Origin of the sequence: Citrobacter freundii complex sp. CFNIH2 (genome assembly GCF_002880615.1) — a bacterium.
In the GTDB taxonomy this organism is placed as follows: Bacteria; Pseudomonadota; Gammaproteobacteria; order Enterobacterales; family Enterobacteriaceae; genus Citrobacter_A; species Citrobacter_A amalonaticus_F.
Window position 1 is genome coordinate 1,433,353 of record NZ_CP025757.1, and the last position, 14,654, is coordinate 1,448,006.

At 53.5% G+C, this 14,654-nt stretch carries 14 protein-coding genes; 12 read left to right on the forward strand and 2 right to left on the reverse strand.

Features of this window, described 5'->3' with window-relative positions; all coding sequences use genetic code 11:
- Positions 1-230 precede the first annotated feature (230 nt).
- Entirely contained in the window at positions 231-557 is a 327-nt protein-coding gene (locus WM46_RS07185; RefSeq protein WP_043000743.1) for a YnfA family protein, read from the reverse strand.
- A 152-nt stretch (positions 558-709) separates the two neighbouring features.
- Here WM46_RS07185 and WM46_RS07190 point away from each other — a divergent pair, with 152 nt between their 5' ends.
- Both WM46_RS07190 and speG read left to right on the forward strand, forming a co-directional pair.
- Positions 710-1,051: a DUF1283 family protein gene (locus WM46_RS07190; RefSeq protein WP_061077458.1), complete on the forward strand. Its 342-nt coding sequence runs from the start codon at positions 710-712 to the stop codon at positions 1,049-1,051.
- 48 nt (positions 1,052-1,099) lie between these two features.
- Positions 1,100-1,660 carry a spermidine N1-acetyltransferase gene (gene speG / locus WM46_RS07195; RefSeq protein ID WP_102601856.1) on the forward strand — a complete coding sequence of 187 codons (561 nt, stop codon included), beginning with the start codon at positions 1,100-1,102 and terminating at the stop codon, positions 1,658-1,660.
- Between the two features lie 16 nt (positions 1,661-1,676).
- Here the strand turns inward: speG and WM46_RS07200 are convergent, their stop codons facing one another.
- Positions 1,677-2,387: a YnfC family lipoprotein gene (locus WM46_RS07200; RefSeq protein ID WP_102601857.1), complete on the reverse strand. Its 711-nt coding sequence runs from the start codon at positions 2,385-2,387 to the stop codon at positions 1,677-1,679.
- A gap of 598 nt (positions 2,388-2,985) precedes the next feature.
- Here WM46_RS07200 and WM46_RS07205 point away from each other — a divergent pair.
- The 10 genes from WM46_RS07205 (at position 2,986) to osmV (ending at position 14,624) form a co-directional block, all read left to right on the forward strand.
- Entirely contained in the window at positions 2,986-5,556 is a 2,571-nt protein-coding gene (locus tag WM46_RS07205) for an autotransporter outer membrane beta-barrel domain-containing protein (protein ID WP_102603795.1), read from the forward strand.
- A gap of 168 nt (positions 5,557-5,724) precedes the next feature.
- Positions 5,725-6,033, forward strand: coding sequence for a DUF1161 domain-containing protein (locus WM46_RS07210; RefSeq protein ID WP_102603796.1), 309 nt, complete (start codon positions 5,725-5,727; stop codon positions 6,031-6,033).
- 271 nt (positions 6,034-6,304) lie between these two features.
- On the forward strand, positions 6,305-8,740 hold the full coding sequence (gene ynfF / locus WM46_RS07215) for a selenate/tellurate reductase subunit YnfF (protein ID WP_102601858.1): 2,436 nt from the start codon (positions 6,305-6,307) through the stop codon (positions 8,738-8,740).
- Positions 8,741-8,750: 10 nt separating this feature from the next.
- Entirely contained in the window at positions 8,751-9,368 is a 618-nt protein-coding gene (gene dmsB, locus WM46_RS07220; RefSeq protein WP_061077453.1) for a dimethylsulfoxide reductase iron-sulfur subunit DmsB, read from the forward strand.
- Position 9,369: 1 nt separating this feature from the next.
- Positions 9,370-10,227: a dimethyl sulfoxide reductase anchor subunit family protein gene (locus tag WM46_RS07225; protein ID WP_102601859.1), complete on the forward strand. Its 858-nt coding sequence runs from the start codon at positions 9,370-9,372 to the stop codon at positions 10,225-10,227.
- A 42-nt stretch (positions 10,228-10,269) separates the two neighbouring features.
- The gene (gene dmsD / locus WM46_RS07230) at positions 10,270-10,884 is read left to right on the forward strand and encodes a Tat proofreading chaperone DmsD (protein ID WP_102601860.1); all 615 of its coding nucleotides are present in this window, start codon (positions 10,270-10,272) and stop codon (positions 10,882-10,884) included.
- 293 nt (positions 10,885-11,177) lie between these two features.
- Positions 11,178-11,888 carry an osmoprotectant ABC transporter permease OsmY gene (gene osmY / locus WM46_RS07235; protein ID WP_061077450.1) on the forward strand — a complete coding sequence of 237 codons (711 nt, stop codon included), beginning with the start codon at positions 11,178-11,180 and terminating at the stop codon, positions 11,886-11,888.
- 28 nt (positions 11,889-11,916) lie between these two features.
- Positions 11,917-12,819: an osmoprotectant ABC transporter substrate-binding protein OsmX gene (osmX, locus tag WM46_RS07240; RefSeq protein ID WP_102601861.1), complete on the forward strand. Its 903-nt coding sequence runs from the start codon at positions 11,917-11,919 to the stop codon at positions 12,817-12,819.
- A gap of 9 nt (positions 12,820-12,828) precedes the next feature.
- Positions 12,829-13,476 (forward strand): osmoprotectant ABC transporter permease OsmW, encoded by a 648-nt coding sequence (gene osmW, locus WM46_RS07245; protein WP_061077448.1) that lies wholly within the window; start codon positions 12,829-12,831, stop codon positions 13,474-13,476.
- On the forward strand, positions 13,476-14,624 hold the full coding sequence (gene osmV, locus WM46_RS07250) for an osmoprotectant ABC transporter ATP-binding protein OsmV (protein WP_102601862.1): 1,149 nt from the start codon (positions 13,476-13,478) through the stop codon (positions 14,622-14,624). The genes osmW and osmV overlap by 1 nt, the downstream gene beginning before the upstream one ends.
- The last annotated feature ends 30 nt before the right edge of the window (positions 14,625-14,654 follow it).

Consider the following 14,654-nt stretch of genomic DNA (forward strand, 5'->3'; position numbering starts at 1 on the left):
TACGCAATACACATACTACCATACAAGTATAAGAGACATGTTTTTCTATCTTGATCACAAAAAATTGCGGGCTATAAAAGAAGACTTTGCAGGGGATACGTCTGGTGGATGCCTGCGCAGAGACGCGCAGGACATCTTAATCAATTGAATTAAAAAAGAATAAAGAGGTAATCACGGGAAATGGCACATGTCATACGACTATAGCGTGACGCATTATGCGCAAGGGACGCTTAACCACGCCCCCATCCCGCCACAATGATCAGCATTCCGCAGAGCGCAATGAGCGCACCGCTCCAGTCATACAGGCTGAGTTTTACCCCATCCACGACGCGCAGCCAGATCAGTGCGGTACACACGTAAACCCCGCCATACGCGGCATACACCCGACCGCTGGCGGCCGGATGCAGCGTCAGCAGCCAGACGAACAGCGCCAGCGCAACGCCTGCGGGTAACAACAGCCAGACGGTGGCCCCCCGCTTCAGCCAGAGCCAGGGAAGAAAACAACCGATGATTTCGCAAAGCGCGGTAGCAAAAAATAGCAGCGTGGTTTTAAGCATCTGAATCGTTCATTGACCTGAGGTTCAGGCATGATACGCCATAATCACCCGATCTTATCCATAACCTTCCGCCGGGTATGCCGTGTGCGAGGAATGGTGTAGAATTTACCTGCTAATGATGCTTTTTGCGTCGCTCATAAAAGGAACTTGCCATGAACATTACGCTTCGCAAACGCCTGTGCCTGACGGCAATGTTGCTGCTGGGTGCTGTCGTCTACACCGCGACCGCGCAGGCTGAGACCAGCCGACTGGTGATTGAATCAGGCGATAGCGCCCTGAGTCGTCAACAGGCAGCCATGCAAAAAGAACAGTGGGATGACACGCGCAGTCTGCGTCAGAAAGTGAACAAACGCGCGGAAAAAGAGTGGGATAAAGCGGATGCCGCCTTTGATAACCGCGACAGCTGCGAACAGAGTGCTAACCTGAACGCGTACTGGGAACCGAACACCCTGCGCTGCCTGGATCGTCGCACCGGTCGCGTGGTCGCCCCCTGATACAACGTAGTAAATACAAAGCATTAAACGAGACGTTAAGGATTTGGTATGACAAGCGCCCTCAGTGTTAAGCTGCGCCCGCTGGAGCGTGAAGATTTACGTTTTGTCCATCAACTCGACAACAACGCCAGCGTGATGCGCTACTGGTTTGAAGAGCCTTACGAAGCGTTCGTCGAGTTGTCCGATCTCTACGATAAGCACATTCACGATCAAAGCGAACGTCGTTTCGTCGTGGAATGTGACGGTGAAAAAGCCGGGCTGGTCGAACTGGTTGAAATCAACCATGTTCACCGTCGGGCTGAATTTCAGATCATTATTTCCCCGGAATATCAGGGAAAGGGTCTGGCCTCACGAGCCGCTAAACTGGCGATGGACTACGGATTTACCGTACTTAACCTCTATAAGCTGTACCTCATCGTTGATAAAGAGAACGAAAAGGCGATCCACATCTACTGTAAGCTGGGCTTTATGGTCGAAGGCGAGCTGATTCATGAATTCTTTATTAACGGGGAATACCGCAACACGATCCGGATGTGTATCTTCCAGCATCAGTACCTGGCAGAGCATCGCTCGCCCGGTCCGACGATGTTAAAACCTACCGCGCAGTAATCGCTGCGCGGTCCTCTCAATAGTAATCGATGGTATTTTTGATCGTGTAATTGTGCTCGACCGCGGGTTTGACGCTTTCATCAACGATCACCAGCGTACAGTCCGTAGGATTGGCATGACGGTCATAGTCACAGGTCTGCTTAACGTTCCCCAATGGGTGATCGTTAAGCAGGCTTACCGCCGTGTAATCCAGCTTCTTACGCGGATCGGTCGACGGCTTTGCGCTGACGGATAACGTCTGGTCCTTGCTGACCGTGGTTTTGCCGAGTGGATACCCTTCTGCATCGTAGCGATACTGGACTTTCATCTCTTTTCCCGTCGCCGTAACCACAAAGCCGTTATCATCGGTATCCCAGACAACGCCTGCCGACGGCAGTTCTGCGAGCTGGCATTTCCCCTGCAAACGCACCTTTTTCTCCAGCGTTTCGGCATCGCGATAAAAGTTCGCGTCCAGCACCAGCGCCACGCCGGTATTGTTTTCGAGATCGTGCAACTCCAGCGAGTCAAAACAACCTTCTTCAGACAGCGTGCCGTTGACACGCTTCGTCACTTCACCCTTTTCATTAAGCAACGTCTGGCTGAAGTCTTTTACTGGCCCGCGTAAGGGGTCAAAATCAAATTCATTAGAAAAGCTGGCCATTTCCGGCGTAAAGGAGAGCGGCACCGCGCTGTTGTCGCATCCCACCAGCGCAACGCCAAGCGCAAAAAGAAATATCTGTTTTTTCACAGGTTCCCCAGGAGAAAAGGATGATCTTCAGTCATAGTAGCAAAGACTGTCGTTTACTGTATACCTGCGCGAAAGTGGCAAAAAATGGGTAAAACGTGACCAGGATTCACTTATCTCTATCGCGTAATCTGATCAAGATCAAACTAATGTATATAAGGTTTTTGCAGTATTCCTAAAATATTACCCTCGCCGCAGGTAAATAATGATTACCTGCCAAATAACTCGTTTATTAGTCATTCTCTTGACAATGAAAAACGCTCATCCTGAACCTGATTTATCTCATTGTATAAGCATAATTATTTGCACTATTCCTACTATTTTAAATAACCTTAATAAGACATTTTATTCGTCAAAAAACAGTTAAGATTTTATATAAGAAAATAAGCAATATATTAAATAGATAAAACCTATTAAACATTCCAATAATTAATCAATAAAACCATTTTTCTATTCTAGATCATGTAAATAAAATACGCCTTAGAAAAACATTATTTATTTTCACTCATTATATCGCGTTCAACACCATGCACTCGCGGGTTGTTTTTCAATACACGTCGTTAGTGCACACACCAGGTAATCTCTTATGGAAGAGACCATTATGAACATTAAAAACTTGTATCATTCAAAATCGTTGCTTGCCATTGCTATTGCATTAGCAGTACAAACAGCCGCCGCAGCGAATGCGGATAATATCAATCTGTTATCCGTTACGCCTCCGACCGGAGGCAACAGCATTGTGCTTGTTAATAATAATGACTCACTCACCCTTTCTGAAACAGAAAATACAGAGAGTTACTGGAATAACTTCAGAATATTACGCGTTGGTGACGCCAGCGCAGGATCAATGGTCATTGACGGGCGAGATATTTTGACATCAACAGGAGCGGAGATTGGCCGTGCGGGGACAGGTTCAGTGACATTAACCAATGGCGCAACCTGGGAATTGAATAATTCGTTCATTCAAGTTGGATTAGATAACGGCACTGGCATACTGAATGTGTATAACGGCAGCAAAATCACCGGCGTTGCTGAATTACGCGTCGGCGAATTTTACGCCAACGCCAGCGGCGTGGTTTCTATTGATGGCGCGAACTCAGAAGTTGCCACCGCTTTTACCCTCGTAGGCGATCAGGCAAACGGTATGCTGTTGATTACCAATGGCGGCAAACTGTCCGCATCACGACATATGAGTATTGGCTATACCGGCAATGGCTACGGTGAAACGCGGGTCGATGGCGCCAACTCACAGCTGGACGTAACCGAGGCAATCAATCTGGGCGGTGTCAGCTCAAGCTCGAATAATACGGCCGTCGCCATCCTCACCGTCAGCAACGGCGGAACGGCGAAGTCCGGCACCGTGATTCGGGTGGGCTATGGCAATGGCAGCACCAGTACGTTGAATATCGGCGGCGCGCAAGGGGAAGCTGAACAGGCGGCGGGTAAGATTGACGCACCGCGAATCTGGCTGGGTAATACCAACGGTCAGAAAACCGCGATTCTGAACTTTAACCACTTCAGCCCGGACTTCCTGCTGGCGTCTCAAATTTATGGCGCGGGTGAAGTTAATCATACCGGTTCCGGTATCACCACGCTGACCGGGGCCAATACTTACAGCGGCAATACCTTTGTTTCAAAGGGGACGCTTCGCGCAGGCGCGGAGAATACGTTTAGCGCCGCGTCAGATTACACCGTCAGTGAGGGGGCTCATCTGGATCTTGACGGTTATTCACAGACGCTGAATTCACTGGATCTGGCAGGCACGGCAACGCTCTCCTCCCCATCGCAATCCAGAGCGGCTTTTACGCCAACCACGTTAACCATCACGGGCAACTACGCGGGTAACAACGGTCTGCTGGCCTTGCGCACCGTACTGGGTGATGATCTTTCAGCAACCGATAAGCTGGTAGTTCGCGAAGATACCAGCGGCACCACGCGTGTCAGCGTCACTAACGCTGGTGGCGGCGGTTCACAGACGGTAGAAGGTATCCCCATTGTGGAAGTAGAAGGTGCTTCCAACGGTACCTTTATCAAAGAAGGTCGTATCGTCGCGGGCGCTTACGATTACAACATCATTAAAAAGAACAACCAGAACTGGCATCTGACCAGCGAGGCTATTGCGGAGCCGTTACCGCCGGATGAACCCGCGCCAGCCTCACCGGAAACGCCAGAACAACCCGTTCCCCAACCTGGTGAACATCAGTATCGCCCGGAAACCGGCAGCTATCTGGCAAACACCCTTGCCGCCAACACCCTGTTCGCCACCCGTCTGCACGATCGTCTGGGTGAAACCCAGTACACCGACGCGTTAACCGGCGAGCAGAAGGTCACCAGCCTGTGGATGCGCCACATCGGTGGACATAACCGCTTCAAGGACGGTTCCGGGCAGATCAGCACCCAGAGCAACCGTTATGTGATGCAACTGGGCGGTGATATCGCGCAATGGAGCACCGACGGTCTCGATCGCTGGCATCTGGGTCTGATGGCCGGTTACGCCAACAGCAAGAGCCGCAGCCACTCCAGCCTGACCGGCTACACCTCACGCGGGGAGATCAGCGGCTACAGCGCGGGTCTGTACGGCACCTGGTATGCCAACGACGCCGATAAAACCGGTGCGTATGTCGATGGCTGGATGCTCTACAACTGGTTTGACAACACCGTGTCCGGACAGGGCCTGGCGTCTGAAAAGTATGATTCGGACGGCATCACCGCCTCTGTCGAAACGGGCTACACCTGGAAACTGGCCGAATTCAGCGAGCGTAATGCGCTGTACATTCAGCCTAAAGCCCAGGTCACCTGGATGGACGTGCAGGCCGATACTCACGTTGAGAAAAACGGTACCCGGGTGGTGGATAAAACCGACGGCAATCTGCAAACGCGTCTTGGCGTCAAAGCCTACCTGCAGGGGCACAACGCCATGGATGACGGCAAAGACCGCACCTTCCAGCCGTTTGTTGAAGCCAACTGGATCCACAACACCAGCAGCTACAGCGTGAAGATGGATGACATCAACAACGACGTGAAAGGCAACCGCAATATTGGCGAACTGAAAGTGGGCGTTGAAGGCCAGCTTAGCCAGCGTCTGCAACTGTGGGGCAACGTCGCCCAGCAGATTGGCGATAATGGTTACAAAGATACGCAAGGTATGCTGGGAGTGAAATACAGCTTCTAATCCCTTCCCCCGTGGCGACACGGGATTTCTCACAAACCCCGACCTCGTCGGGGTTTGTGTTTTTGCGGAGTAAAGCGATCTTTCAGATTCATCAACAGGTTGCCGGCAATGACAATAGCTTACACTGGCAATGCTATGCTTATTTTGAGCATCTCAACAATGGAGCTGATGATGAAATTATCCCGAGGACTACTGACAGGCATTCTGCTGGCCGCCTCCCCGCTGGTTTTTGCCGCCCCTGACTCCTGCGAACGCGTTAAGAGTGATATTGAGCAGCGCATCATCAATAACGGAGTGCCGGAGGCCAACTTCACCCTGAGCATCGTGCCGAACGATCAGGCCGATCAGCCGGACTCACAGGTCGTCGGACATTGCGCCAACGACACACATAAAATTCTCTATACCCGAACCAGCAGTGGTAATGCCCCCGCCAGCACTACGCCTTCTCATGATGGCGCCAACGCCGAACCACAATAATTCCGCCTGTTTTTTTTACCCTCCGGCAACGGAGGGTTCCTCTCATTTTGATATGGATTAATACCCCCTACTCACTAAGGGGTAAAATCTTCTCTGTTAGCATGTCTTTGATATCGCTATAAAAAATATTATACAACGCTCTGTTTGACGGCGCGGTATCTGTACTACATCTTCCGCACCACGTTGATTAAAACAGAAAAAGTACGAATGGCTGTTCTCCGGACAAGGAAGCAACCAGGTCAGTTTTTTGACATTAGCAAAGTGAGCAACCATGAAAATCACCACGCCTGAGGCCCTCATGAAGGCCAATATCAGCCGCCGTAGTCTGGTGAAATCATCCGCCATTGGCAGCCTTGCGCTTGCCAGTAGCGCTTTCACCCTTCCTTTCACCCGTATCGCCCGCGCCGCAGACGGCATGACGCCTGCGCCGGTCAACGAAAAAGCCGTCTGGAGTTCCTGCACCGTGAACTGCGGAAGCCGCTGCCTGCTGCGTCTGCACGTTAAAGATGACACGGTTTACTGGGTGGAATCAGATACCACCGGCAACGATGAATACGGCAACCACCAGGTCCGCGCCTGCTTGCGCGGTCGCTCCATACGTCGACGCATGAATCATCCGGACAGACTGAAGTACCCGATGAAACGCGTCGGTAAACGTGGCGAAGGCAAGTTTGAACGCATTTCCTGGGATGAAGCGCTCGATACCATTGGCGACAATCTGAAGCGGATCCTGAAAGAGTATGGCAACGAGGCAGTCCATGTGCTTTACGGCACCGGCGTTGACGGCGGCAACATTACCAACTCCAACGTTCCCTACCGTCTGATGAACTCCTGCGGCGGCTACCTTAGCCGTTATGGCAGTTACAGTACCGCGCAAATCAGCGCCGCTATGAGCTACATGTTTGGCAGTAACGATGGCAACAGCCCGGATGACATTGCCAACACGAAACTGGTGGTGATGTTTGGCAACAACCCTGCGGAAACCCGTATGAGCGGCGGCGGCGTCACTTACTACGTTGAGCAGGCTCGCGAACGTTCAAATGCGCGAATGATTGTGATCGATCCGCGTTATAACGACACCGCTGCCGGACGCGAAGACGAATGGCTGCCCATCCGACCCGGTACGGATGGCGCACTGGCGGCTGCGATTGGCTGGGTGCTGATTACCGAAGATCTGGTCGACAAACCGTTCCTCGACAAATATTGCGTCGGCTACGATGAAACTACCCTGCCTGCCGACGCGCCGCGTAACGCGCACTACAAGGCCTATATTCTCGGTGAAGGCCCGGACGGCATCGCCAAAACACCGGAGTGGGCTTCTCATATCACCAGTATTCCGGCGGATAAAATCATTCAACTGGCGCGTGAAATTGGTTCGGCGAAACCGGCCTATATTTGCCAGGGCTGGGGACCTCAGCGTCACTCCAACGGTGAGCAAACCGCGCGGGCGATTGCCATGCTGTCGGTGCTCACCGGTAACGTCGGTATCAACGGCGGTAACTCAGGCGTGCGTGAAGGCACCTGGGATCTCGGTGTGGAATGGTTTTCAATGCTCGATAATCCGGTGAAAACGCAAATCTCCGTATTCACCTGGACCGACGCTATCGATCACGGCACCGAAATGACCGCCACACGCGATGGTGTGCGGGGTAAAGATAAGCTGGATGTTCCCATCAAGTTCATGTGGTGCTACGCCAGTAATACGTTGATTAACCAGCACGGCAATATCGCCCATACCCATGAGGTGCTTCAGGACGACAGCAAGTGTGAAATGATTGTCGGCATCGAACATTTCATGACGGCGTCGGCGAAGTACTGCGACATTCTGCTGCCGGATTTAATGCCGACCGAGCAGGAAGACCTGATTTCTCACGAATCCGCCGGCAACATGGGCTATGTGATCCTCGGTCAGCCCGCGACGTCAGCGAAGTTTGAAAGAAAACCGATCTACTGGATGCTCAGTGAAGTCGCCCGCCGGCTCGGCCCGGACGTCTACCAGACGTTCACCGAAGGCCGCTCGCAGCATGAATGGGTGAAATACCTGCATGCGAAGACCAAAGAGCGCAATCCGGAAATGCCGGATTACGAAGAGATGAAGCAAACCGGTATCTTCAAGAAAAAATGCCCGGAAGAGCATTACGTCGCCTTCCGCGCCTTCCGTGAAGATCCCCGCGCTAACCCGCTGAAAACGCCGTCAGGGAAAATTGAAATTTACTCTGCGCGGCTAGCCACGATCGCCGATACCTGGGAACTGAAGAAGGATGAGATTATCCATCCTCTGCCCGCCTATGCGCCCGGTTTTGACGGTTGGGACGATCCGATCCGCAAAACGTACCCGCTGCAGCTCACCGGATTCCACTACAAGGCGCGCACCCACTCCAGTTACGGCAACATTGATGTCCTGCAACAGGCCTGTCCCCAGGAGATCTGGATTAACCCGATTGATGCCAGCGCGCGCGGGATTCAACACGGCGACACCGTCCGGGTATTTAACAACAACGGACAGATGCTGATCCCTGCCAAAGTGACCCCACGCATTTTGCCCGGCGTCACGGCCATTGGTCAGGGGGCGTGGCTCAAAGCCGATATGTTTGGCGATCAGATTGACCACGGTGGCTCCATTAACATCCTGACGTCGCACCGCCCTTCGCCGCTGGCCAAAGGCAATCCTTCGCACAGTAATCTTGTTCAGGTTGAAAAGGTCTAAGGAGTAACCGATGACAACTCAGTATGGATTTTTTATTGATTCCAGCCGTTGCACCGGGTGCAAAACCTGCGAACTGGCCTGCAAGGACTACAAGGATTTAACCCCGGATGTCAGCTTCCGCCGCATTTATGAATACGCGGGCGGAGACTGGCAGGAAGACAACGGCGTCTGGCACCAGAACGTCTTTGCCTACTATCTCTCTATTGCCTGTAACCACTGTGAAGATCCGGCCTGTACCAAAGTCTGCCCGAGTGGCGCGATGCACAAGCGGGAAGACGGCTTTGTGGTGGTGGATGAAGATGTCTGCATCGGCTGTCGTTACTGCCATATGGCCTGTCCGTACGGCGCACCGCAGTACAACGCGGCCAAAGGTCATATGACGAAGTGCGACGGTTGCCATGACCGCGTGGCTGACGGCAAAAAACCGATCTGTGTCGAGTCTTGTCCGCTGCGCGCGCTGGATTTCGGACCTATCGATGAACTGCGTAAGAAATACGGTGAGCTGGCGGCGGTTGCTCCGCTGCCAGGGGCGCACTTCACGAAGCCGAGTATTGTGATCAAACCGAATGCCAACAGCCGTCCGACCGGGGATACCACCGGTTATCTGGCGAATCCGAAGGAGGTGTAAAATGGGAAATGGATGGCATGAATGGCCGCTGGTGCTGTTTACGGTACTCGGCCAGTGCGTCGTAGGCGCGCTGATTGTCAGTGGACTTGGCTGGTTTGCGATGAAAGACGATGCCGCCGCCCGGCAACGTCTGGTCCGCAGCATGTTTTTTCTCTGGCTGGTCATGGGGCTTGGATTCCTGGCGTCGATCATGCACCTGGGGTCGCCGATGCGGGCATTCAACTCGCTCAATCGCATTGGCGCATCCGGGTTGAGCAATGAAATCGCCGCAGGTTCAGTCTTTTTCGCCGTGGGGGGAATCTGGTGGCTGATCGCCGTTCTGGGTAAAATGCCGCTCGCGCTGGGGAAATTCTGGCTGTTGGTCAGCATGGTACTGGGGATCGTCTTCGTCTGGGCGATGACCCGCGTTTATCTGATCGATACCGTGCCGACCTGGTATACTGGCTATACGACACTGGCGTTCTTCTTGACGGTGTTGCTCAGCGGCCCGCTGTTCGCGGCATTGCTGCTGCGGGCGTCCCGCGTCACCTTTAATGGAGCCCTGTTTGCCAGTATCAGCGTGCTGGCGTTGCTGGCTAGCGTGGCGGTCATCGTTCTGCAAGGTATGTCGCTGGCGACGATTCACAGTTCGGTTCAGCAAGCTTCTGCGCTGGTGCCGGATTACGCCTCTCTGCAGGTATGGCGCGTAGTGCTGGTCGCTGCCGGACTGGGCTGCTGGATCTGTCCGCTGGTGCGTCGCAAAGCGCCGCACGTCGCCGGTTTGCTGGTGGGGCTACTCCTCGTGCTTGGCGGCGAAATCATTGGCCGCGGCCTGTTTTATGGCCTGCATATGACTGTCGGTATGGCGGTGGCAGGTTAACAAATCCGTGCGGGGAAACCCGCACTTTTCAGGATGTTTCAGATGACTGATTTTACTCAACGTGATGATTTTGCGATGACGGCACGCGTGCTGGGGGCTCTGTTTTACTACGCCCCCGACAGCGCCGAAGCCGCGCCGCTGGTGTCAGCATTAACCGCTGATGACTGGCAGACACAATGGCCGCTGGCAGCGGAAACACTGTCCTCGCTGGCAACGGACTTTAAACGCGTCAGCGATGAGTCACTTCCCGAGGCATTCCAGCGCCTGTTCGTGGGACCCTACGCGTTACCGTCGCCGCCCTGGGGATCGGTCTGGTTAGATCGTGAAAATGTCCTGTTTGGTGAATCGACACTGGCCCTGCGTCAATGGATGCGCGACAACGGCATTCACGTCGAGACAGAGCAAAACGAACCCGAAGATCATTTTGGCTCGTTGCTACTGATGGCGGCCTGGCTGGCCGAAAGCGGCCGACACAGTGAATGCGAACAGCTGCTGGCGTGGCATCTGTTCCCGTGGTCATCCCGCTTTCTCGACGTTTTCATTGACAATGCCGGGCATCCTTTTTATCAAGCGCTTGGTGAACTGGCCCGCTTTACCCTGGCGCAGTGGCAGTCTCAGTTGCTGACGCCCGTCGCGGAAAAACAGCTATTCCGCTAATCCTCTGAAGGCAGGTTTTTCCTGCCTTTTCTGATACCTGCATTATTCTATATTGTTACAGCGTCACTTTTTATCTGCTTTTTTAAGACAATTCTTTACATACCCTGCTTATCCTTTACGGCATAAGGCCAAATCGCATTTCGCGATTAATAGTCTGCGAATCTAATTTGTCTTTGCGCTGGAATCCTTCCCGCCCTGTTGCTATAGCTCAAAACACCCTGCCGAACCATGGCATAACAACATGCGACGATTTTTCGCCGCCATAACGCATGCAAACAGGGAGACACACTGCAATGCACACATCCACGTTAAAACGCGTGCTGGGCTTTAGTATCGCCATCATTCTGCTACTGGCGCTGCTGGTATGGGGAATTGGCATCGATACCCTCAAATCGCGTCAGGTTGATTTGCTTTATCTTGGTCAACAGCACTTGATTTTAGTCCTTACCTCAATGTTTTTTGCCCTGCTGGTCGGTATTCCAAGCGGTATTTTGCTCAGTCGCCCTGCCGCCCGCGGCATTGCCGAATATGTCATGCAGATTTTCAACATTGGCAACACGCTGCCCCCGCTGGCCGTTCTCGCGCTGGCGATGGTGATTATCGGCATTGGCGACATGCCCGCCATTGTTGCGCTGTTTCTGGCGTCGCTGCTGCCGATTGTGCGTAACACCTACGCAGGATTGAGTTCTGTGCCGTCATCGCTGATCGAAGCGGCAAACGGCATCGGTATGACGAAATGGCAGCGGTTGCGTCAGGTAGAAATTCCCAACGCCTGGCCGGTCATGCTTTCCGGGATCCGCATTGCCACCGCGATCAACGTAGGTACCGCGCCGCTGGCGTTCCTGATTGGCGCCAGTAGCTACGGCGAACTGATTTTCCCTGGCATCTATCTTAACGACTTCCCGACATTGATTCTGGGGGCGACCGCCACCGCGCTTTTCGCCCTGATCCTCGACAGTCTGCTCGCCTGGCTTGGGCGTGCCCTGAGCCCGCACACGGCCTGATGACAATGATAAGAACAAGGAGCGCTAAATGAATCTCAAGAAAAAATGGCTGGGATGGTTCGCCGCCGCGCTGTTCATCAGCGCACAGGCCCAGGCGGCCCCCATTATTCTCGCCACCAAGAGCTTTACCGAGCAGCACATTCTCTCGGCAATGACCGTTCAGTATCTGCAAAAAAAGGGATTTCAGGTTCAGCCGCAGATCAATATCGCCACGGTGATCTCGCGTAATGCAATGATCAATAAACAGATTGATATGACATGGGAATACACCGGCACCTCACTGATTATTTTCAACCACATCAATAAGCGCATGAGCCCGCAGGAGTCGTATGACACGGTAAAACGCCTTGATGCCAAACTGGGACTGGTATGGCTGAAACCGGCTGATATGAACAACACCTACGCCTTCGCCATGCAGCGCAAGCGTGCCGAAGCGGAAAACATCAACACCATGTCGGAGATGGTGGCGAAAATTGAACACATTCGCCAGACCGATCCGGACAACAACTGGCTGTTGGGTCTCGACCTGGAATTTGCCGGGCGTAGCGATGGAATGAAGCCGTTGCAGCAGGCTTATCAGATGGATCTCGACCGACCGCAAATCCGCCAGATGGACCCCGGACTGGTTTACAACGCCGTACGCGATGGCTTTGTTGACGCCGGTCTTATCTACACCACTGATGGCCGTGTGAAAGGTTTTGATCTCAAAGTGCTGGAAGATGATAAGGGCTTCTTCCCAAGTTACGCTGTCACGCCGGTGGTGCGTAAAGATACGCTGGAAGCCCATCCGGGACTTGCTGAGGCGCTCAATACCCTCTCGGCCCAGTTGAACAATGACGTGATCAGTTCGCTGAATGCGAAGGTCGATATCGATCACCAGTCACCTCAGCAGGTTGCTCGTGAATTCCTGCAACAAAAGAACCTGCTGTAAGGAGCGCATATGGATACGATTCACTACATGATGGATAACGCGGGTTATCTGGCGACTCTCACCTTTCAGCATCTGTGGCTGGTGGCGCTGGCGGTGGGGCTGGCGATTGTGATTGGCGTACCGCTGGGGATCCTGATTGTCCGCCACAAATGGCTGGCAACGCCGGTGTTAAGCGCCGCCACGCTGCTGCTGACGATTCCCTCCATCGCCCTGTTCGGGTTGATGATCCCCCTGTTTTCGCTGATCGGTCACGGAATTGGCGCACTGCCCGCCATTACCGCCGTGTTTCTTTACTCGCTGCTGCCTATTGTGCGTAACACCCATACCGCGCTGGACAGCATCCCGCCAGGCTTACGCGAAGCGGGTCGCGGGATTGGCATGACCTTCTGGCAGCGCCTGCGCTGGGTGGAGATCCCGATGGCATTACCGGTGATTTTCGGCGGTATCCGCACCGCCGTGGTCATGAATATCGGCGTCATGGCGATTGCCGCGGTGATTGGCGCAGGCGGCCTGGGATTACTGTTACTGAACGGCATCGGCGGCAGCGACATTCGCATGCTGATTGCCGGCGCATTGATGATTTGTCTTTTAGCGATTGTGCTCGACTGGCTGTTACACCGCCTGCAAGTCGTTCTGACACCTAAGGGGATACGATAATGATAAAACTGGAAAACCTCACTAAACAATTTTCACAGAAAAATGGTCAACCGCTGAAGGCCGTCGATAACGTTAATCTGAACGTGCCGGAGGGAGAAATGTGTGTACTGCTGGGGCCATCGGGCTGCGGTAAGACCACCACCCTGAAGATGATTAACCGCCTGATTACCCCGAGCAGTGGCAACATCTTGATAAACGGTGAAAATACCAATGAGATGGATACCGTGACCCTGCGCCGTAATATTGGCTATGTGATCCAGCAGATTGGTCTGTTTCCAAATATGACGATTGAAGAGAACATCACGGTCGTCCCCCGCATGCTGGGCTGGGACAAAGCCCGCTGTAAAAGCCGCGCCGAAGAATTGATGGAGATGGTGGCGATGGATGCCAAAAAGTTTCTGCATCGCTATCCAAAAGAGATGTCCGGCGGTCAGCAGCAGCGTATAGGCGTGATTCGCGCTCTGGCGGCGGATCCGCCGGTCCTGCTGATGGATGAACCGTTTGGTGCCGTCGATCCCATCAACCGCGAAGTGATTCAGAATCAGTTCCTTGAGATGCAACGTGCGCTGAAAAAAACCGTCATGCTGGTGAGCCATGATATCGATGAGGCGCTGAAGCTCGGCGATCGAATTGCCGTGTTCCGTCAGGGACGCATCGTCCAGTGCGCCAGCCCGGATGAACTGTTGGCCAAACCGGCCAACGAGTTTGTCGGGTCGTTCGTTGGTCAGGACCGCACGCTTAAGCGTCTGCTGCTGGTTTCGGCGGGCGACGTGACCGATCAACAGCCGACGCTGACTGCCCAGCCGTCCACGTCGCTGAATGAAGCCTTTGGCATTATGGATGACAACGATATTCGCGCCATTACGGTGGTGGATGGTGAAGGAAAACCGCTGGGCTTTGTGAAACGTCGCGAGGCGCGCCAGGCCACCGGCACCTGCGCAGATATCCTTCATCCCTTCCGCATTACCGGTAAAGCCGAAGATAACCTGCGCATTGTGCTCTCCAAACTGTATGAAAGTAATACCAGCTGGATGCCGATCGTTGACGAGGAAGGACGTTACAACGGTGAGATCTCACAGGATTATATCGCCGATTATCTCAGCTCCGGACGTACCCGCCGGGCGCTGAACATTCACGAAGGCAGTTAGCACGCACAGCTTTTGCGTCTCCGCAGCTTT